The sequence below is a fragment of the Streptomyces sp. NPDC018833 genome (assembly GCF_044390825.1).
GTDB lineage: Bacteria > Actinomycetota > Actinomycetes > Streptomycetales > Streptomycetaceae > Streptomyces.
In genome coordinates, this window is sequence record NZ_JBIRZM010000018.1 from 118,204 (window position 1) to 138,043 (window position 19,840).

At 71.9% G+C, this 19,840-nt stretch carries 18 protein-coding genes; 8 read left to right on the forward strand and 10 right to left on the reverse strand.

Annotation, left to right across the window (positions count from 1 at the left end):
* The first annotated feature begins 157 nt into the window (after nucleotides 1–157).
* From ACH5AF_RS29465 to ACH5AF_RS29490, 6 genes are all read left to right on the forward strand, one after another.
* Nucleotides 158–826: an amino acid ABC transporter permease gene (locus tag ACH5AF_RS29465; RefSeq protein WP_398905758.1), complete on the forward strand. Its 669-nt coding sequence runs from the start codon at nucleotides 158–160 to the stop codon at nucleotides 824–826.
* On the forward strand, nucleotides 823–1,728 hold the full coding sequence (locus tag ACH5AF_RS29470; protein WP_398905760.1) for an amino acid ABC transporter permease: 906 nt from the start codon (nucleotides 823–825) through the stop codon (nucleotides 1,726–1,728). The genes ACH5AF_RS29465 and ACH5AF_RS29470 overlap by 4 nt, the downstream gene beginning before the upstream one ends.
* Nucleotides 1,729–1,902: 174 nt before the next feature.
* Entirely contained in the window at nucleotides 1,903–3,516 is a 1,614-nt protein-coding gene (locus tag ACH5AF_RS29475) for an FAD-dependent monooxygenase (protein ID WP_398905762.1), read from the forward strand.
* A gap of 47 nt (nucleotides 3,517–3,563) precedes the next feature.
* Complete coding sequence (locus ACH5AF_RS29480; protein WP_309544753.1) at nucleotides 3,564–3,635, forward strand: putative leader peptide; 72 nt, start codon at nucleotides 3,564–3,566, stop codon at nucleotides 3,633–3,635.
* A gap of 67 nt (nucleotides 3,636–3,702) precedes the next feature.
* On the forward strand, nucleotides 3,703–4,263 hold the full coding sequence (locus ACH5AF_RS29485) for a cysteine dioxygenase (RefSeq protein WP_398905764.1): 561 nt from the start codon (nucleotides 3,703–3,705) through the stop codon (nucleotides 4,261–4,263).
* On the forward strand, nucleotides 4,260–4,646 hold the full coding sequence (locus tag ACH5AF_RS29490; protein WP_398905766.1) for a rhodanese-like domain-containing protein: 387 nt from the start codon (nucleotides 4,260–4,262) through the stop codon (nucleotides 4,644–4,646). The genes ACH5AF_RS29485 and ACH5AF_RS29490 overlap by 4 nt, the downstream gene beginning before the upstream one ends.
* Before the next feature lie 192 nt (nucleotides 4,647–4,838).
* On the opposite strand, the gene ACH5AF_RS29495 is transcribed toward ACH5AF_RS29490, so the two are convergent.
* The 5 genes from ACH5AF_RS29495 to ACH5AF_RS29515 all read right to left on the reverse strand — a co-directional run bounded on the left by ACH5AF_RS29495 (nucleotide 4,839) and on the right by ACH5AF_RS29515 (nucleotide 8,731).
* The gene (locus tag ACH5AF_RS29495) at nucleotides 4,839–4,997 is read right to left on the reverse strand and encodes a hypothetical protein (protein WP_398905767.1); all 159 of its coding nucleotides are present in this window, start codon (nucleotides 4,995–4,997) and stop codon (nucleotides 4,839–4,841) included.
* Nucleotides 4,998–5,168: 171 nt separating this feature from the next.
* A complete protein-coding gene (gene recX / locus ACH5AF_RS29500; RefSeq protein WP_398905769.1) occupies nucleotides 5,169–5,738 on the reverse strand; it encodes a recombination regulator RecX in 570 nt (189 codons plus the stop codon).
* A 3-nt stretch (nucleotides 5,739–5,741) separates the two neighbouring features.
* Nucleotides 5,742–6,866 (reverse strand): recombinase RecA, encoded by a 1,125-nt coding sequence (recA, locus tag ACH5AF_RS29505; protein ID WP_398905771.1) that lies wholly within the window; start codon nucleotides 6,864–6,866, stop codon nucleotides 5,742–5,744.
* 328 nt (nucleotides 6,867–7,194) lie between these two features.
* On the reverse strand, nucleotides 7,195–8,355 hold the full coding sequence (locus ACH5AF_RS29510; protein WP_398905818.1) for an AI-2E family transporter: 1,161 nt from the start codon (nucleotides 8,353–8,355) through the stop codon (nucleotides 7,195–7,197).
* Nucleotides 8,356–8,536: 181 nt separating this feature from the next.
* Entirely contained in the window at nucleotides 8,537–8,731 is a 195-nt protein-coding gene (locus ACH5AF_RS29515) for a DUF3046 domain-containing protein (protein ID WP_398905773.1), read from the reverse strand.
* Between the two features lie 80 nt (nucleotides 8,732–8,811).
* Between ACH5AF_RS29515 and ACH5AF_RS29520 the strand changes: the two genes are divergently transcribed.
* Nucleotides 8,812–9,747: a hypothetical protein gene (locus ACH5AF_RS29520; RefSeq protein ID WP_398905775.1), complete on the forward strand. Its 936-nt coding sequence runs from the start codon at nucleotides 8,812–8,814 to the stop codon at nucleotides 9,745–9,747.
* A gap of 224 nt (nucleotides 9,748–9,971) precedes the next feature.
* Here the strand turns inward: ACH5AF_RS29520 and ACH5AF_RS29525 are convergent, their stop codons facing one another.
* From ACH5AF_RS29525 to ACH5AF_RS29545, 5 genes are all read right to left on the reverse strand, one after another.
* Nucleotides 9,972–10,280 carry an AzlD domain-containing protein gene (locus ACH5AF_RS29525; RefSeq protein ID WP_398905777.1) on the reverse strand — a complete coding sequence of 103 codons (309 nt, stop codon included), beginning with the start codon at nucleotides 10,278–10,280 and terminating at the stop codon, nucleotides 9,972–9,974.
* Nucleotides 10,277–11,143, reverse strand: coding sequence for an AzlC family ABC transporter permease (locus ACH5AF_RS29530; protein WP_398905779.1), 867 nt, complete (start codon nucleotides 11,141–11,143; stop codon nucleotides 10,277–10,279). Before ACH5AF_RS29530 ends, ACH5AF_RS29525 begins: the two co-directional genes overlap by 4 nt.
* Nucleotides 11,144–11,476: 333 nt before the next feature.
* Complete coding sequence (locus tag ACH5AF_RS29535) at nucleotides 11,477–12,529, reverse strand: alcohol dehydrogenase catalytic domain-containing protein (RefSeq protein WP_398905781.1); 1,053 nt, start codon at nucleotides 12,527–12,529, stop codon at nucleotides 11,477–11,479.
* A 20-nt stretch (nucleotides 12,530–12,549) separates the two neighbouring features.
* Entirely contained in the window at nucleotides 12,550–13,560 is a 1,011-nt protein-coding gene (locus tag ACH5AF_RS29540; RefSeq protein WP_398905783.1) for an NADP-dependent oxidoreductase, read from the reverse strand.
* Between the two features lie 549 nt (nucleotides 13,561–14,109).
* Nucleotides 14,110–14,973: an AraC family ligand binding domain-containing protein gene (locus ACH5AF_RS29545; protein WP_398905785.1), complete on the reverse strand. Its 864-nt coding sequence runs from the start codon at nucleotides 14,971–14,973 to the stop codon at nucleotides 14,110–14,112.
* A 90-nt stretch (nucleotides 14,974–15,063) separates the two neighbouring features.
* Between ACH5AF_RS29545 and ACH5AF_RS29550 the strand changes: the two genes are divergently transcribed.
* Nucleotides 15,064–19,689 carry an ATP-dependent helicase gene (locus ACH5AF_RS29550; protein ID WP_398905787.1) on the forward strand — a complete coding sequence of 1,542 codons (4,626 nt, stop codon included), beginning with the start codon at nucleotides 15,064–15,066 and terminating at the stop codon, nucleotides 19,687–19,689.
* The last annotated feature ends 151 nt before the right edge of the window (nucleotides 19,690–19,840 follow it).

Consider the following 19,840-nt stretch of genomic DNA (forward strand, 5'->3'; position numbering starts at 1 on the left):
GTCCGGGGGAGTTTAGGCACACTTGGGCCCGGGCCACATACACGACCTCCCCGGCCCCCACGAGGGTAACCTCCTTCATGTGACGGGGGGGGGGGGGGGCGCGCCCCCCCTGAGGGCGGCGCGCCGGGCCCTCCCACACGCGAAAGCGCGGGAGATCGTGTTCGACTTTCTTGAAGGTTACGACTTGCTCGGGGCGTTCTGGATGACGGTGAAACTCACCGTCCTCTCCGGAATCGGCTCTCTGGTGCTCGGCACCGTTCTCGCCGCGATGCGGGTGAGTCCGGTGCCCCTGATGCGCGGATTCGGCACGGTCTACGTAAACGTGGTCCGGAACATCCCACTGACCGTGATCATCGTCTTCTCCGCAGTCGGTCTCGCCGACACCCTCGGCATGACCATGGGGGTTCCCGACGACTTCGAGGCTCTGCCGTTCCGGCTGGCTGTCCTCGGGCTCTCGGTCTACACCGCGGCCTTCGTCTGCGAAGCCGTGCGGTCCGGCATCAACACCGTGCCGGTCGGCCAGGCGGAGGCGGCACGCGCTCTTGGTCTGAGCTTCACGCAGGTCCTGACAACCATCGTGCTCCCGCAGGCCTTCCGTTCGGTCATCGGTCCACTCACCAACGTGCTGATCGCGCTCACCAAGAACACCACCGTCGCAGCGGCCATCGGCGTCGCGGAGGCGGCTCTCCTGATGAAGGAGATGATCGAGAACGAGGCACAGCTGGTCCTCATCTCGGCGGTCTTCGCCTTCGGCTTCGTGGTTCTCACCCTTCCCACCGGACTCATCCTCGGCTGGGTCGGCAAGCGCATGGCGGTGAAGCGATGACTTCCGTCCTCTACGACGCTCCCGGGCCCCGCGCCAAGCGTCGCAACATCGTCTACACGACCGCGTTCCTCGCCCTGCTCGGGCTGGGCGTCTGGTGGATCCTCAGCGTCTTGTCCGACAACGGACAGCTCGAGTCGTCCCTGTGGAAGCCGTTCATCGAGGCTCAGGCCTGGACGACCTATCTCCTGCCCGGCCTGGGCAACACGCTGAAGGCAGCAGCCCTCGCCATGGTCATCGCGCTTCCGCTGGGTGCGGTCTTTGGCATCGCCCGGCTCTCCGACCACCGCTGGGTCCGCATCCCGGCCGGGGTGGTCGTGGAGTTCTTCCGCGCCATCCCTGTCCTCCTCCTGATGCTGTTCGCGAACCAGCTCTACGCGAACTCCGACGCCATCAGCAGCGACATCCGCCCGCTGTACGCCGTGGTCACCGGCCTCGTGCTGTACAACGCGTCGGTCCTCGCAGAGGTCGTCCGCGCAGGCATCCTGTCGTTGCCCAAGGGCCAGACGGAGGCTGCCAAGGCGATCGGCCTGCGCAAGGGCCAGACGATGACGAACGTCCTGCTCCCGCAGTCCGTGACCGCGATGCTGCCCGCACTGGTCTCCCAGCTCGTCGTGATCGTCAAGGACACCGCGCTCGGCGGCGCACTGCTGGCCTTCACGGAGCTGCTCAGCGCTCAGAGCACGCTGGCCGCGAACTACGCGAACACCATCCCGAGCTTCATCGTCGTCGCGGTGATCTTCATCCTCCTCAACCTGCTTCTCACGAGCTTCGCCTCCTGGCTGGAGGGCAGGCTGCGACGGGGCAAGAAGAGCACGGGCGCGGTCCTGACCGCACCGGGCGGCGCGGAGGAGCCCGTCGGTGAGCCCGGAGTCACCAAGACCGATGACGGACGGACGCTCTGACGGTTCATCGGATGTTCGAACGCTGAGGGGCGGTGGCCGCGGGCCACCGCCCCTCGCCGCACCCCGGTGTCGCTTGACGCAGGCACCGGCAGTGAGTTGCATACGTTCTGTGATCGCGCACCGGGCTGGTTCCGTACCTCTTCGCATGACCCTTCGCGCCCGAGGAGTCAGCTCGTGGACCCGGTGATCGTGGTCGGGGCCGGGCCGGTCGGCCTCGCCCTGTCCCTCGCCCTCGCCGCCCAGGGCGTCCCTTCCGTCGTCCTCGACGAGAGCAACGGCAAGGAGGAACCGCGCCCCGCCCGGACCGTCGTCCTGCGCTCGGACACCGCCGACCTGGTGGAGCGGCTCGGTTGCGGCACCCTGCGTGACGAGGGCATCCGCTGGAGGGGCTGGCGGTCGATGCGGCGCAAGCAGGAAATGCGGCACATTCCGCTCGGCGACGGCATCACCCCCGCTCCCCTGCACATCCCGCAGCACACCCTCACCCGCGGGCTGCGGGACGCGGTCACCAGGCAGCGGCTCGTACGGCTCGCCATCGACAGCCGTCTGGACTCGCTGGAGCAGGACGGCAGCGGCGTCACCGCCCACAGCCGCGGCCCTTCGGGCACCTGGTGGCGGGGCAGCTACCTCGTCGGCTGCGACGGCGCCAGATCCACGGTCCGCAAGCTCCTCGGCATCCGCTTCCCTGGGCGTACGGCGGTGGAACGCCATGCGGTGGCCGCACTGCGCACCGAACTTCCCTGGCAGGGCGAAGCGTTGCTGCACCGCCGACCGCCGTGGCCGTCGGGGGGCGACGAGGTCGTCGCGCGCCCCCTGCCGGACGGCGTGTGGCGGCTGGACTGGCTGCTGCCGCCCCGCGGCGAACTGGTCACCCCCGAGGCGCTGGTGGCGCGGGTACGGGACACCCTGGCAGGCTGGTGCGGCGCGACGCCGGCGTACGAGCTGATCGACACCGGCGTGTACACCCTGCACCACCGCCTCGCACGCCGGTGGCGCGTCGAGCGGGCCTTCCTCGCCGGTGATGCCGCACACCTCCTCGGCGCACTCGGCACGCAGGGCGTCGACGAGGGGCTGCGCGACGTCGACAACCTGGCCTGGAAGCTGGCGCGCGCCTGGCACCACGGGGCGTCCGGGACACTGCTGGACAGCTATCAGGAGGAGCGCCGCACCGCCGTCGCCGCGCGGCTGCGCGCCGCGGACCAGTCGCTGCCGATACTGCGCAGCGGCAGCGGTCTGCGCACCTACCTGCCCGGGGCGGCGCGCGGCCACGACACGATGCTCACCGACGGTCACCTCGGTCAGGGCGTACTCGGCGCACCCCCTGTCTACGCGCACTCGGTTCTCACGCCCGAACCCTTGACCCCCTGGAACGCGGTCGGCACGGAGACGGGCGCCCCCGTCGACGACGTACGGGTGACCGCTCCCGACGGCACGGCGGCACGGCTGCGGGACCGGCTGGGGCAGGGCCGCCTGCTCGTGGTGCTCGTCGCGCCGGGCACCGGGGTGTGGGACCGGCGGCACTGGGTGAGCGCCGGAGTGATGCCCAGGCTGGCGGAGGCCGTGACCGGGCTTCCGATGCAGGCCGAGCTGCTGGTGACGGAGAGTTATCCCGGGGCGTCGGCCCACACCGTGCTGCTCGTCCGGCCGGACGGACACCTGGCGGCGGCCTTCGCGGGCGTACGGCCCACCGAGCTGTACGCGGCGGCCGACACCGTACGCGGTGGCGCACCCTCGGCGGCTGGCACCGACCGTACCGACCGTACCGGCCGTACCGCAGACATCAATTGACCCGCGCTGTGCCCCGTGGTGTACTCCGGAGCGTGAACGACACCGATGTGCGCCTGTGGCGGAGGGTCCATATGGACCTCGTCCGCTACGCGGGCTGCGTGTGTCGCCCGTCCTGCTGAATCGCCTTCCCCGCGCCGTGGCCCGCTGTGCCCGCGCGCTCGCCAGCGAACTTCCAGGACGGTATCCGTGTCCCAGACTGCTCCCGCACCCTCTGTCATCACTGCTCCACGCCCGGCCGGTGCCAACGCCCCGGGCGGCCCCACCACCGCAGAACTGCTCGGCTTCGTACGGCGCGCCGCCGCCGACCGGGAACTGATCGCCTCCCTGCCGCGCGACCCCGAAGGCCGCACCTGGCTGCGGCTCGACGGCCCGCGCGGGAGCGAGGCGTGGCTGATCGGCTGGCCGCCCGGCACCGGAACCGGCTGGCACGACCACGCCGAGTCGCTGGGCGCGTTCGCCACCGCGGAGGGGCAGCTGACCGAACACTCCCTGGCGGTCCGGCTTCCCGCGGGCGGCTGGAAGACGCTCGAACTGAACGAAGGCGTAGACCGCAGGCGCCACCTGAGCGCGGGACGGGCGCGCGCCTTCGGCACGCACCATGTCCACGAAGTGCTCAACGAGTCGCCCACCGACCACGCCGTCTCCGTGCACGCCTACTATCCGCCGCTCCCGCTGATGAGGCGCTTCAGCAGGTCGGGCGCGGTCCTTCGACTCGAGCAGGTCGAGCGCCCGGAGGACTGGCAGTGAGCGAACGCACAGGGATCGACGAGCTGCTGGAACGCGTACGGGAAGGGCTGGTACGCGTCGGGCCGCAGGAGGCGTTCGAGGCGGCCGAGGACGGAGCGCTCCTCGTGGACATCCGCTACCAGGCGCTGCGGGAGCGGGACGGAGTGATTCCCGGCGCACTGGTCGTGGAACGCAACGAGCTGGAATGGCGGCTCGACCCGCAGGGCAGCCATCGGGCGCCGGAGGCGACGCACCACGACCTGCGCATCGTGGTGATCTGCAACGAGGGGTACGCCTCGTCCCTCGCGGCCGCTTCCTTGCACGAACTGGGCCTGCGTCGTGCGACCGACCTCGTCGGCGGCTTCCAGGCCTGGCGGGCCGCGGGTCTGCCGGTGACGCGGTAGGTGCGGAGCGGCGCACGGCCTCGACGTGTGGGCGTCGCGCGTTTGCGAGCGGACGTCGGCGCACACCTGGTTGACAGCGGACCGAGTTCGCCCTGACCGCTCCGCACGAATTCGTCGGCCCACACGCGTGGCGGCCGGGCATCGCGCGTCGGCCCACACGCGTGGCGGCCAGGCATCGCGCGTCGGCGCGCGTCACGGCACGTAGCTGGGCGCACGGTGCCTGGCGTCGCGGGCGGCGTCGGCGCGCACCTGGTCGGTGCGGCGGACCGAGTCGCGCTGCCCGGTCCACATGGGCATCGGCGCACACGCATGGGCGTCGCGCATCGCGGACGGCGCCGCAACGTGGCGCACACGCATAGCGGGTGTCGCGAGTGGACTTCGGCGCACCATTTACTCCTCGGCCGGGGCGCGTCGCGGCGCACACCGGGCGGGCGGCGGCCTGCCGGTCGCGGGGAGGTGCCGGCGTTGGCGCACGCGTCGCGAGGGGGCGGCGGGCCGGGCGGCCGGACACCGGGCCGCCCGCTAGAACGTCGTGTCGTCCAGGTCCGCGGTGTCCTCGCCCTCCTCTTCGAGGGCGCGCTTGACCACCCGGAGCGCCATGCCCTCCGAGTAGCCCTTGCGGGCCAGCATCCCGGCAAGGCGGCGCAGGCGGCGGTCACGGTCGAGGCCACGGGTGGTGCGCAGCTTGCGGTCGACCAGCTCCCGAGCCGTCGCCTCCTCCTGATCCGAGTCCAGCTGCCCCACGGCCTCGTCGATCAGCGTGGCGTCGACGCCCTTGGTCCGCAGCTCTCGGGCCAGCGCCCGGCGGGCGAGGCCACGGCCGTGGTGCCGCGACTCCACCCAGGCGTCGGCGAAAGCTGCGTCGTTGATCAGTCCCACGTCCTCGAACCGGGAGAGGACCTCCTCGGCCACCTCCGCGGGGATCTCCCGCTTGTGCAGCGCGTCGGCCAACTGCTTACGGGTGCGGGGTGTCCCGGTGAGCAGGCGCAGGCATATCGCCCGCGCCCGCTCCGCCGGATCCTGGGGCGGCAGCGCCTGCTCGGCCCTCGACGAGTCGGCGCTGTCGCCCGGCCATTCGGTGCGCCGGGCCATGGGTCAGCCCTTGGCCGCCGCCGTCTTGGCCGACTTCGCCTTGGAAGCCGGTGCGGGCACGGACTTCGCCGTGTCCTCGGACGCCGCCACGCCTGCCGCGTCCGCTCCGGGCTCGGCCGCGGGCACCTCCGGGCGGACGCCGACGCCCAGCTTCTCCTTGATCTTCTTCTCGATCTCGTTGGCGAGGTCGGGGTTGTCCTTCAGGAAGTTGCGCGCGTTCTCCTTGCCCTGGCCGAGCTGGTCGCCCTCGTAGGTGTACCAGGCGCCCGCCTTGCGGACGAAGCCGTGCTCCACGCCCATGTCGATCAGACCGCCCTCGCGGCTGATGCCCTGGCCGTAGAGGATGTCGAACTCGGCCTGCTTGAAGGGGGGCGCGACCTTGTTCTTGACGACCTTGACGCGGGTGCGGTTGCCCACCGCGTCCGTGCCGTCCTTCAGGGTCTCGATGCGGCGGATGTCCATGCGCACCGAGGCGTAGAACTTCAGCGCCCGGCCACCGGTCGTGGTCTCCGGAGAGCCGAACATCACACCGATCTTCTCGCGCAGCTGGTTGATGAAGATGGCGGTGGTCTTGGACTGGTTGAGCGCGCTGGTGATCTTCCGGAGCGCCTGGCTCATCAGACGGGCCTGCAGACCGACGTGGGAGTCGCCCATCTCGCCCTCGATCTCGGCACGCGGCACCAGGGCGGCGACGGAGTCGATGACGATGAGGTCGAGGGCACCGGAGCGGACCAGCATGTCCACGATTTCCAGCGCCTGCTCGCCATTGTCCGGCTGGGACAGGATCAGGTTGTCGATGTCGACGCCGAGTTTCTTCGCGTACTCGGGGTCGAGGGCGTGCTCCGCGTCCACGAAGGCCACTGCGCCGCCGGCCTTCTGCGCGTTGGCCACGGCGTGCAGGGTCAGGGTCGTCTTGCCGGAGGACTCGGGGCCGTAGATCTCCACCACGCGGCCGCGCGGCAGGCCGCCGACGCCGAGGGCTACGTCGAGCGCGGTCGACCCGGTGGGGATGACCTCGATGGGCTCGTTCGGCCGCTCGCCCAGACGCATCACGGCGCCCTTGCCGAACTGCCGTTCAATCTGTGCGAGCGCGGCGTCGAGCGCCTTCTCGCGGTCGGTTCCTGCCATGGGTTCCACCCGATTTGCTTGAGTCGATCGCTTCACGTCAAAGACGCTAACCCCTGCCACTGACAATGGGCCCCGCCGTCCCTCCAGCCTGTGGATAACTCACGGGATCCCGCGGGAATCCGGGCCGGAACCCCATGAGAATGGATGTTCGATTTTGGTGTCAAGCTCACCATGCCAATGAGCCAACGGTCCCCGGCGGTACGCGGTCGCTTCGCAGTACCTCCTCAGGGTCCTCCCGCTCCTCCGCCGGGACAACGGCCCGGGGCAGGGCGGTCCACCGGCACCGAGACCGGTCGCGGCCAGGCCTCGACCGAGCCCCCCGCGCCGGTCACGCCTCCGGCAGCCCGTCGGCCCCGGCGCGATGCCCCTCCGGTGCCGGCCGGTCGCGGCGAAGCGCCAGCCGCACCCGGGCGAGCGCCCGGCTCGCGCGGGGACGGTGGTGTCCGTGCACACGTGGGTCGTCGGTCACGTCGTACCGCCGCACATAGGCGCCGAGGAACGCCTGGAGCGTCGCGACCGCCGGGATCGCGATCAGCGCGCCGACCGCCCCCAGCAGTGCCGTTCCCGCCACCACCGAGCCGAAGGCGACCGCCGGATGGATGTCCACCGTCTTGGCGGTCAGCTTGGGCTGCAGCATGTAGTTCTCGAACTGCTGGTAGAACACGACGAATCCGAGCACCCACAGGGCGTACCAGGGGTTCTCGGTGAACGCGATCAGCATCGGCAGGGCGCCCGCGAGGTAGGTGCCGATCGTCGGGATGAACTGCGAGACCAGGCCGACCCACACCGCGAGCGCGGGAGCGTACGGCACCCCCAGGATCTCCAGCAGGACGAAGTGCGAAGCACCGGAGATCAGCGCCATGAGTCCGCGCGAGTACAGATATCCGCCGGTCTTGTCGACCGCGATCTCCCAGGCACGCAGCACCTCGGTCTGCTTGGCCGGCGGCAGGACGGAGCACAGGGCACGGCGCAGCCGCGGACCGTCGGCCGCGAAGTAGAACGAGAACAGGAAGATCGTCAGCAGTTTGAACAGCCCGCCCAGTACGGTCGCCGAGATGTCGAGCACGCCGGTGGCACTGTTCTGCACGTACTTCCGCAGCCAGTCGGAGCGCAGCAGGCTGTCCTGCACCTCGACCCGGGACAGCTCGGTGTGGAAGGTGCCGTTGATCCAGCGGATGACGGAGTCGATGTACTTGGGAAGGTCCTCGACCATGTCGATGATCTGACCGGCCAGCATCGAGCCGAGCAGCACGACGAACCCGATCCCGGCCACCAGCACCGCGAAGAAGACCAGGAAGGTGGCGAGCCCTCGACGCATGCCGCGCGCGGCCATGCGGCCCACCGCGGGTTCCACGGCGAGCGCCAGGAAGAACGCGATCAGGACGTTGATCAGCAGCCCGATGAGCTGGTGGAAGGCCCAGCTCCCGAGCTGGAAACAGGCGTAGAGGGCGAGAGCCAGCACCATGGCGCGCGGCAGCCAGCGCGGCATGCGAACAGCGCCGCCGTTGCCGTTCACCGCCGTCGGCGGGAGCGTGCCGGGTGGTGTGGTGGAGGCGGCGACGTCCTGCACGGTCACGTCAGCGGCGGTCTCGTCCTGGGTGTTGCTGTCGGTCCGGTCCACCGGCCAAGTGTCCCGTACGCCGGCGGCAGGGAACTGCCTGCCCCGGATGTCAGCGCTTGTCAGCGGGGATGTTCATGGCGGCGCACACGGCGCGCCAGACGTCCTTCGCCTCCCAGCCCGCCGCCAGGGCCTGGTGGACCGTGCGGCCGCCCAGCTCGGTCATCACATGATCACGCGCGAACGAGTCGGCGTAGGTGGCGCCGAAGTGATCGGCCATCCGCTCCCAGAAAATCGTCAACCGCATGACTCCAGTATCCCGCCCCCTGCGAGTGCAGCTCCGCCCGTCGGACTTGCCGAAAGCCCTTTCCGCCCTACGGTCGGAACATGGCTGGAACCGGAGCAACCAATGAGACGCCGCTCGCGTCTCCACTCGCCCGCGCCGAGCGCTTCATCTGGCTGACCGCCCGCGTCCTGGAGGAGCGGCGGTTCGCGTACCACTTCCTTGGCGGCGGCTCGGACGTCGTCGAGACGGCTCTGGCCGCGTACCTCAACGAGGACGGCGGCTACGGCCACGCGCTTGAACCCGATCTGCGCGGCCCCGTCAGCCAGCCCCTGCACACGGCGCACGCCCTGCGGGTGCTGGACTCCATCGGCCGCTGCGGCGGTCTGCGTGTGGAGCGGATGTGCCGCTACTTCACCCAGGTGTCGACACCGGACGGCGCGCTGCCCGCCATCCACCCGTCACAGCGCGGATATCCGGCCGCCCCGTTCCTCCCGATCGTCGACAACCCGCCGAGCGAACTGCTCGCCACAGGCCCGGTCGTCGGCCTGCTGCACCGCAATCAGGTGTGGCACGCCTGGCTGTTCCGGGCCACTGACTTCTGCTGGGCGGCCGTGGACGCCCTCGACAAGTCCCATCCGTACGAGATCGAAGCGGCGGTCGCGTTCCTGGACAGCGCCCCGGACCGCTCCCGCGCCGAGGCGGCCGCGGACCGGCTCGGCCGGATGGTCCGCGAACAGCGGCTGGTCGCCCTCGATCCGCGGCGGCTGGACGACCAGCCAGTGGCGCCGGGGTACGCCCCCGGCGAACACCATTTCCCGCACCACTACGCCCCCACTCCGGCGTCCCTCGCCCGTCGCTGGTTCACGGACGAGGAGATGGCCGGCTCGCTGGATCACCTGGCGGCGCAGCAGGAGCCGGACGGCGGCTGGCCGATCACCTATCGCGCGTGGGCGCCGGGGACGACCCTGGAGGCCCGGCCGCTGGCGACCATCGAGGCGTTGCGGACGCTCCAGGCATACGGCCGTCCGATCGGCTGACCTGCCGCCGGCGTCCGATCCCGCCCGGCGCCGGGCCCCACGCGCGCGTGGCCGCTGACACCTGGTCGCCCGCGAGATGGCGGCCTTCCCCTACGGCTCACGCCCGCATGGCCACTGTCGCCTCCCTGCCAGGAGCCTCGCCGTACCGGGCACGGGCCGACCGGGTACGGGCCGGCCGGATACGGGCCGGCCGGATACGGGTCCCCACGCGCGCGTGGTCGCGATCAGCCCCCGAGCGCGCGTACGCCCGCCGTGACCGCCACGGCCGCCCCTACGACGACCAGGAAGGGCGCGCGCAGCAGCAGTGCCACGGCGGCGGCTCCCAGCCCGGCCGCCCGGGCGTCGAGGACGAGCGCGTCACCGACGCCGAAGGTCTGCTGCGCCGTGAGTGCGGCCAGCAGGGCGACGGGCAGCAGCGCGGCCAGCCGCCGCACGAGCGGACGTTCCAGGGTGTCGGCCGGTACGAGGAGGCCGACGAGCTTGACGAGGTAGCAGCCGACGGCGGTCGCCGCGATCGCGATCCAGATGCTCAACGGTCCTCTCCCTTTCCCTTCCGCGGGGCCTCTCCCGTCTCCGGGACCTTCGTACGGCCCGACTCCGGGGCCCTGGTACGGCCCGTCCCTCCTGCCCCGTCCGTGTGCCGGGCGGTGTCCGTTCGCCCGCCGATGGCACGGCCCTTGAGCCACAGCACGGCCGGCGCGGCGAGCGCCGCCACCAGCACCGGCACTCCTGCCGGCAGGACCGGCAGGAATCCGAGTCCGAGCACCACCGCGAGCCCGGCCACGGCCCGCTCGGTGGCCGTGCGCAGCATGGGAGCGAGCAGGGCGAGGAAGACGGCGGGCCCGGCCGCGTCCAGTCCCCACGCGTCGGTGTCGCCGATCGCCTCCGCGCCCAGTGCTCCGAGGAGCGTGGTCAGGTTCCACAGCACGTAGAGCGTGAGCCCGGTGACCGTGAAGCCGATGCGCACGCTGCGCCGCGTGGGCTGGGCGAGCGCGACGGCGGTGGTCTCGTCGATGACCCAGTGGGCCGCGAGCGGCCGTACGAAACGGGGCAGGGCGAGCAACTGCGACAGCCGCAGCCCGTAGAAGGCGTTGCGTACGCCCAGGAAGAACGCGCCCGCCGCGGCGGCGAACGGGTTGCCGCCCGCCGCGATGGCTCCGACGAGTGCGAACTGCGAGGCGCCGGTGAACACCAGCAGGCTGAGCACACAGGTCTGCAGAAGGGTGAGACCGGAGCCCGCCGACGTCACGCCGAAGGCGAATCCGGACAGGCCGACGGCGATCCCGACGCCGAGGGCGTCACGGACGACGGCCGAGTCCGGTTTGGTCGCCTCGCGCGGCCCGGGCACCGGTGCCTTGCGGGTGGGCATCTCTGGGTGAGCTGTCTGTTCTGCCACGCCGGGGACGCTACGCAGGGCCGCCGTGGGCCGTCTTGTACGTTCTTGCGCTTCTCCGCACCGAGGCCTCGGTGGCTGGACGCGCCCAAGGGGGAGCGCCGAGCCGATCGCGACGCTGGTGACGTCCGGGTCGGTGTGGGCGTTGGGCGGTCTGCGCCCGAGCCGGCCCCGGGCGGACACGACGTGCGTACTGGTCGCGTTCTCGGGAGGTGCGGGTTCTGCCGTCGGGCATGGGTGGCGCGGATCTTCCGCGCATCGGCACGCAACGGGTGGTGGGCGGTGTGGTGCTGCCACCGGCACGGAGAGTGTGACGCGGCGGCAGCACCGAGGTGATCAACGGGCAGGGTCGAGAAGGACCTTGCGGACGCCGTCGGCACGGCTGTTGAACAGTTCGTACGCCGCAGGACCCTCGGAGAGGATGAAGCGGTGGGAGACCACGACCTCCGGGGTGATCCGGCCGGCTTGGGCGAGCGCGATCAGGGCAGGGAGTTCGTAGTGGACCGAACACAGTCCGATGGCGAACTCCAACTCCTTGACCTGAGCCAGTCCCATGTGGAAGGGGAAGGCCTTGTTCTGGCTGACACCAATGACGCTGACCCGTCCAGCCTGCCGGACGGCCTTGAGCGCGAGTTCGATGGTGGCGTCCGAGCCCACGGCCTCTATCACGGCGTCCGGACCGCGTCCTGCGGTCATCTCCCGTACGGCCGTCCGTGCGTCCTCGCCCTCGACCGGCTCGACGCCCAGGGTGGCGGCGAAGGCACGGCGCTCCGCGACCAGGTCCGCGCCCAGCACACGGGCGGCGCCCATGGCGAAGGCGGACTGGGCGGCCATGAGGCCGACCGGGCCGAGGCCGATGACCAGGACGGTCTCGCCGGGCTGGATGCGGGCGCGGCGGCACCCGTACCAGGCCGTGGGGGCGTTGTCCGTGAGGACCACGGCGGCCTCGTCGGAAATGCCCTCGGGCAGGTGCACCAGGTTGACGTCGGCGTAGGGCACCGCGAGGGCCTCGGCCTGACTGCCCGGGAGTTGCGGGCTCACCCCGTAGCAGAGGTCCGTCGCGGTCTTGGCGCGCTCGCACCGGGCGGTGAACCCGGCCGCGCAGGTCCGGCACCGGGTGCAGCCGACCGAGGCGGGAACCAGCACCCGGTCGCCGGGCTTGAAGCGGGTGACCTGGTCGCCGGTGTCGACGACCACGCCGACGCACTCGTGTCCCGGGGTGTAGCCCAGTTCCGGGCTGAACGAGTTGCCGCTGTAGATGTGCAGGTCGCTGCCGCAGATACCGGCCGTGGTGACCTGGACGACCGCGTCGGTGGGGCTGGTGACGGCTGGGTCGGGGACATCGCCGTATCGAATGTCATGGCGGCCGTGGTAGGTCAGTGCCTTCACTGGATTCTCTCTCCTCTGCCCTACTCGTCCGCGACCTTGAGCACCAGCTTGCCGTGGTTCTCACCGCGGAACAGCCGCATCAGGGTCTCGGGAAACGCCGCCACGCCACCTGGTACGACGTCCTCCAGCGCCCGCAGCCGGCCCTCCGCCTGCCACTTGACGAGCTGTGCGATTCCCTCGGCGTAGCGTTCGGCGTAGTCGAACACCACCATGCCCGTCATGGAGGCGCGATTGACCAGCAGCGACATGTAGTTGCTGGGGCCCTTCGTCTCGGTGCTGTTGTACTGGGAGACCGCGCCGCAGATGACGACGCGGGCACCGCGCGCCAGCGTGAGCAGCGTGGCGTCCAGGACGTCGCCGCCGACGTTGTCGAAGTACACGTCGACGCCGTCGGGGGCGTGCTGGCGCAGCGCCTTGCGGACGTCCTCGGTCTGGTAGTCGATCGCGGCGTCGAACCCGAACTCATCGACCACCAGTCGGCACTTGCGCTCGCCCCCGGCGATGCCGATGACCCGGCAGCCCAGGATCTTGGCGATCTGGCCGACGACGCTGCCGACGGCCCCGGCCGCTCCGGAGACCACGACGGTCTGGCCCGGCTCGGGACGTCCGATGTCGATCAGGCCGAAGTAGGCCGTCAGGCCCGACATGCCGAGCGTGCCGAGATACGTCGGCAGGGGGGCCGCCGCCGGGTCGACCTTGGTGACGTCGCGCCCGTCCGACCGGCAGTATTCCTGCACGCCGAATGTGCCCGACACATGCTCGCCGACCGCGAAGCCGGGGTGGCGGGAGGCGATCACCCGTCCCACCGCGCCGGCGCGCATCACCTCGCCGATCTCCACGGGGCGGATGTAGGACCTGCCCGCGTTCATCCAGCCGCGCATCGCCGGGTCGATCGACAGGTAGAGCACCTGCACCAGGAACTCCCCGTCGCCCGGCTCACCGACCGGCTCCTCGACGTGCTTCCAGTCCGTGGGCTGCGGCTCGCCCACCGGGCGGGCGGCCAGGCGCACCTGGTGGTTGACGTTGGTCATCTCCGGCGGCTCCTGCGATCGGCGGTGGATCGGGCCTGCGGCGCGACCGGCAGGCTGCTCGCCGCCGCGTACTGCTCAGGCACGGGACATACCGGCTGGTCGGTACGTCGTTGGTGAGCGTACGGTGCCGTCTCGCTAGGGGCAAGAGGATCCGGATGCGACGTACGACGCGGACCCACGGCCCGACCGCGCCCCAGACGGCACGCCCATTGCGGTGACCGCGCCCTCGGAGCCGCGCCCCGGGTGCGCGTCCCCTCCGTGCCTGGATCGGCCGCCAGGCGGTCAACGTGTGGACGGCCGTTGCTCGCGGACCGGTCGATCTCGACTACAGGTCGGGCGGCGTTTCCACGTCCGACGTGCCTCTCCGCACTTCACGCGGAAGGGTGCACGGGCGGATTCAGCGGAGTGCCGGGCGAGTCAGGGCTGCCGACTGGCCTCGATCCTGCCAAGCAGTCGCATGAGCAGATCGGCCAGAAGCACCACCTCGGCGGCTTCCGTGGCATCGGTGTATTCGGCGCGGCGCCGGCTCGCGGAGTACGTGCGCTGCGATCAACGAGCAGACGTGGGCCGGACAACGGTTCGCTCACGCCGATAGGCCCCCGGCGGCACGCCCACGATCCTGGTGAAGTGGCGGTTGAGATGGGGTTGATCGGCGAAGCCGACGGCGACGGCGGCCTCGGCCGGTGCCGTCCCGGCGTCCAGGAGATGGCGGGCGCGGCGCACGCGCGCGTCTGTCAGCCAGGTGTGCGGCGGCAGACCGTACGCGGCCTTGAAAGCGCGCAGGAGCGCGAAGGGACTGGTGCCGAGCTCCTGCGCGAGCTCCTCCAGCGATGGCGGATCGGCCATCCGCTCCTCGAGAAGCTGCCTGGCCAGCGCCGCCGTACGGGCTCCGGACGCGAGCGGCGGACGGGCGGGCAGTGAACGCCCGTGGCGGCGCAGCAGCCGCGCGACCGTCATGCGCAGCACGCTGTCGGCGGCGAGCGCGTTGCCCTCTTCGGCGGCGCGGTGCACCTCGTGGACCAGGCGGGCGGTGTCCGGGTCCTCGACGATCGTCTCGGCGAATCCCGCGGTGCCGCGCAGGGTGGTCACGTCCTCGGCGATCGTCGCGACAAGCCCGGAGGAGGGGTAGAGGGTCGAGTACACCCAGCCCTCCGGCACCCCCGCCCTCGCCGAGTGCGGCACTTCCGGATTGATCATGACGACGGTGCCGGGCCTGGCCCGGATCGTCCCCTCCGGCATGAGCACGTCCTCGATGCCTCGTCGTACGGCGCCGAGCACGAAGCCCTCGTGCGTGTGCCGGGTGAAGGAGTGACGCACATAGCGGGCACGCAGCAGGTCCAGGCCGGGTACGCCGGGGTACTGCCAGTGCCGCGCCCACTCGTCCTTCCGGTCCGGTGCCGCGTCGCTCTCCATGCAGCAATTCTGCGCCCGGCCCGGCGTCCGCGACCTGCCCGTCCGCCTCCTGGACACGGGTTGTCAGTGGTCGGGTGCACGATGGGGGGCATGGCCAGGACTGCGCTCGACTCCTTCTCCCCCGCGACCCGAGGCTGGTTCACGGGGGCGTTCAGCGCGCCCACTGCCGCACAGGAGGGAGCCTGGCGGGCCATCGGTGAGGGCTCGGACGTTCTGGTGGTGGCACCCACCGGCTCCGGCAAGACGCTGGCCGCCTTCCTCGCCGCTCTCGACCGGCTCACGTCCACACCGCCCCCGGCGGAGACCAAGAAGCGCTGCCGCGTGCTGTATGTGTCCCCGCTCAAGGCGCTGGCGGTCGACGTCGAGCGCAATCTGCGCAGCCCGCTCACCGGGATCCGGCACGAGTCGGTGCGGCTGGGCCTGCCCGAGCCCGGGGTGCGGGTCGGCATACGGTCCGGCGACACCCCGGCAGCCGAGCGCCGGGCGCTGGTCTCCAGGCCCCCGGACATCCTGATCACCACGCCCGAGTCGCTGTTCCTGATGCTCACCTCCTCCGCGCGGGACGCCCTGGCGGGTGTCGAGACCGTCATCCTCGACGAGGTCCACGCGGTGGCCGGCACCAAGCGCGGCGCGCACCTCGCCCTGTCACTGGAGCGTCTGGACGAGCTGCTGCCGCGCCCGGCGCGCAGGATCGGCCTGTCGGCCACCGTCAGGCCGGTCGACGAAGTGGCGCGGTACCTGTCGCCGCAGCGCAGGGTGGAGATCGTCCAGCCGCCTTCCGGCAAGGAGTTCGACCTCTCGGTCGTCGTCCCCGTCGAGGACCTGGGGGAGCTGGGCGGCTCACCCGCCTCGGACGCGTCCGAGGGTCCCGGCGAGAAGCCCTCGATCTGGCCGCACGTCGAGGAGCGGATCGCCGACCTCGTCCAGGCCCACCGCTCCACGATCGTGTTCGCCAACTCCCGCCGCCTGGCGGAGCGTCTGTGCAACCGCCTCAATGAGATCGCGTACGAGCGGGTGACGGGCACTCCCCTGCCGGAGGAGGGGCCGCCGGCCGAGATCTTGGCGCAGTCGGGGGCCGCTCAGGGCGCGCCACCGCTCCTCGCCCGCGCCCACCACGGCTCGGTCTCCAAGGAGCAGCGCGCCCTGGTCGAGGAGGACCTCAAGGCGGGCCGGCTGCCCGCAGTCGTCGCCACCTCCAGCCTGGAGCTGGGCATCGACATGGGCGCGGTGGACCTGGTCGTCCAGGTGGAGTCACCGCCCTCGGTCGCCTCGGGTCTCCAGCGTGTCGGCCGGGCAGGGCACCAGGTCGGCGCTGTCTCGACAGGGGTCGTCTTCCCCAAGTACCGCGGCGATCTGGTGCAGGCGGCGGTCGTCACGGAGCGGATGCGCACCGGCTCCATCGAATCGCTGCGCGTCCCGGCCAATCCTCTGGACGTACTGGCCCAGCAGCTCGTGGCCATGGTCGCGATGGACACCTGGCAGTTCGACGACCTGCTGACGCTGGTCCGGCGTGCAGCGCCGTTCGCCTCCCTGCCCGAGTCGGCGTTCACCGCTGTCCTGGACATGCTCGCGGGGCGTTATCCGTCGGACGCCTTCGCCGAGCTGCGCCCGCGCGTGGTGTGGGACCGGGTCGCGGGCACGGTGACAGGCCGGCCGGGGGCGCAGCGGCTAGCCGTCACCTCCGGCGGCACCATCCCCGACCGGGGGCTCTTCGGCGTCTTCCTCGCGGGCGCGGATCCCAAGAAGGGCGGTGGCAGGGTCGGGGAGCTCGACGAGGAGATGGTGTACGAGTCCCGGGTCGGCGACGTCTTCACCCTGGGCACCACGTCCTGGCGGATCGAGGACATCACCCGGGACCGGGTGCTGGTCTCACCCGCCCCGGGCGTCCCCGGCCGCCTCCCCTTCTGGAAGGGGGACCAGCTGGGCCGCCCGCTGGAGCTGGGCCGTGCGGTCGGCGCGTTCCTGCGCGAGGTCGGCGGGCTGGCACCCGACGACGCCCGGCTGCGACTCCTGGCAGCGGGCCTGGACGCCTGGGCGGCGGACAACGTGCTGGCGTATCTCGACGAGCAGCGCCGGGCCTGCGGCCATGTCCCGGACGACCGCACGATCCTCGTGGAGCGGTTCCGGGACGAGCTGGGCGACTGGCGTGTGGTGATCCACTCGCCGTTCGGCGCACAGGTCCACGCGCCGTGGGCACTGGCGCTCGGCGCCCGCCTCGCCGAGCGGTACGGCATGGACGCGCAGGTCATGCACGCCGACGACGGCATCGTGCTGCGCCTGCCCGACGCCGACCTGATGGGTCTCGACCTCCTCGACCAGGACCCGGTCCACATCGACACGGCGTACGACAGTGAGCAGGCCCCCGTCGGAGCCGCGGACACGATCTTCGACAAGAGCGAGATCAGCCAGGTCGTGACCGACCAGGTCGGCGGGTCCGCCCTGTTCGCCTCCCGGTTCCGGGAGTGCGCCGCGCGGGCGCTGCTGCTGCCGCGGCGCACTCCCGGCAAGCGCACACCCCTGTGGCAGCAGCGCCAGCGTGCGGCCCAACTGCTTCAGGTGGCGAGCGAGTTCGGCTCTTTCCCGATCGTCCTCGAAGCCGTCCGCGAATGCCTCCAGGACGTCTTCGACGTCCCCGGACTCACCGAGCTCATGGGAGACATCGAGTCCCGACGGGTCCGCCTGGTCGAGGTCACCACGCCCGAGCCCTCTCCGTTCGCCCGCTCCCTGCTGTTCGGCTACGTGGCCCAGTTCCTCTACGAGGGCGACTCGCCGCTCGCCGAGCGGCGGGCGGCAGCCCTTTCGCTGGACTCCCGGCTGCTGGCCGAACTGCTGGGACAGGCGGAGCTGCGCGAGCTGCTCGACGCCGACGTGCTGACCGAGCTGGAGCGGGAGCTGCAGTGGCTCACGGACGACCGTCGGGTCAAGGACGCGGAGGGCGTGGCGGATCTCCTGCGCGTCCTGGGCCCCCTCACCGATGCCGAGCTCGCCGAGCGCGGTGGCGAGCCGGCCTGGCCCCGGGAGCTGGTGGCCTCGCGCCGCGCGATCCGCGTCCGCATCGCGGGCACCGACCACTGGGCCGCGGTCGAGGACGCGGGCCGACTGCGTGACGCCCTCGGCACCGCGCTGCCCGTGGGTGTCCCCGAGGCGTTCACCGAGCCGGTCAAGGATCCCCTGGGCGATCTCCTCGCCCGCTTCGCACGGACGCACGGACCGTTCACCTCGGCCCAGGCAGCGGCCCGCTTCGGTATGGGCCCGGCCGTCACGGAAGGCGGTCTGGCACGGCTCGCCGCTTCGGGGCGCGTCGTGCAGGGCGAGTTCCACCCGTCAGGCATCGGCCAGGAATGGTGCGACGCGGCCGTGCTGCGCCGTCTGCGCCGCCGCTCCCTGGCCGCGCTCCGCCACGAGCTGGAGCCGGTCCCGCCCGCCGCGCTCGCCGCGTTCCTTCCCCAGTGGCAGCACATGGGCAGCAACCGGCTGCGCGGCATCGACGGCCTGGCCCGCGCCGTCGAGCAGCTCCAGGGCGCGGCTGTTCCGGCCTCCGCCCTGGAAAAACTGGTCCTCCCCTCCCGCGTCTCCCACTACAGCACCACCCTCCTCGACGAACTGACCACGACCGGAGAGGTGCTGTGGGCGGGCGCAGGCGCCCTGCCCGGCAAGGACGGCTGGGTCTCGCTCTATCTGGCCGACGCCGCTCCGCTCCTGCTCCCGCCACCGCACCCGCTGGAGCTGACGGCCCTGCACGAGTCGGTGCTGACCGCCCTGTCCGGGGGGTACGGCCTGTTCTTCCGCCAGATCGCCGACCAGGTCCGCGCCACCACCCACCCCGACGCCACCGATCCCCAACTCGCCGACACGATCTGGGACCTGGCCTGGTCCGGTCGGCTCACCAACGACACTCTGGCACCGCTGCGCGCCCTGCTCGGGTCGGGCCGCACGGCCGGTTCGACGGCGCACCGCGCCAAGCGCACGGTCCCCCGCGGCCGGTACGGCACCCTGTCGGTGGCGGCCCGGCCCGCCACCCGCTCCGGCCCCCCGACCGTGAGCGGCCGCTGGTCCCTCCTGCCCGCCCCGGAGCCCGAGCCGACCCACCGGGCGCACGCTCTCGCCCGCAGCCTGCTCGACCGCCATGGTGTGGTGACCCGCGGCGCGGTGGCCGCCGAGGGCGTGGAGGGCGGCTTCTCCGCCACGTACCGCATCCTGTCGGCCTTCGAGGACAGCGGGCAGGCCCGCCGCGGCTATGTCGTCGAGGGCCTCGGAGCCGCCCAGTTCGCTATGGACGGCGCCGTCGACAGGCTGCGTGCCGCCTCCACCGCCCGGGACCGTGACGAGGGCCGGGCGGCGCCCCGCGCGATGGTGCTGGCCGCCGCCGACCCGGCGAACGCCTATGGCGCGGCGCTTCCGTGGCCCGAGCCGCCCGAGGGCGCCGGGCACAAACCAGGCCGCAAGGCGGGCTCCCTCGTCGTCCTCGTGGACGGCGAGTTGACGCTCTACATGGAGCGCGGCGGCAAGACGCTGCTCTCCTGGGTGACGGACCCGCTGGCCCCGGCCCTGCACGCGGCGGCTGCCGCACTGGCCACCGCGGCCCGTGAGGGCGCGCTGGGGACGGTGACGGTGGAACGGGCCAACGGCTCGCCGGCCCTGACCTCGCCCCTGGGCGGTGCGCTGGAGACCGCCGGATTCCACGCCACACCGAGGGGCCTGCGCCTGCGGCCCTGATCCGAGCCCGGGCCGGCCCTCCTGACCGGCCGGATGCCCCCGGGTCCCCGCCGGTCTCGCCCGACCGACCGGACGCCCCACGCCCGGTGACGGCACCCAGCGCTCAGGAGCGCCCACGCATCCTCGCCCCTGCCCGCCGGACCGCCCGGGG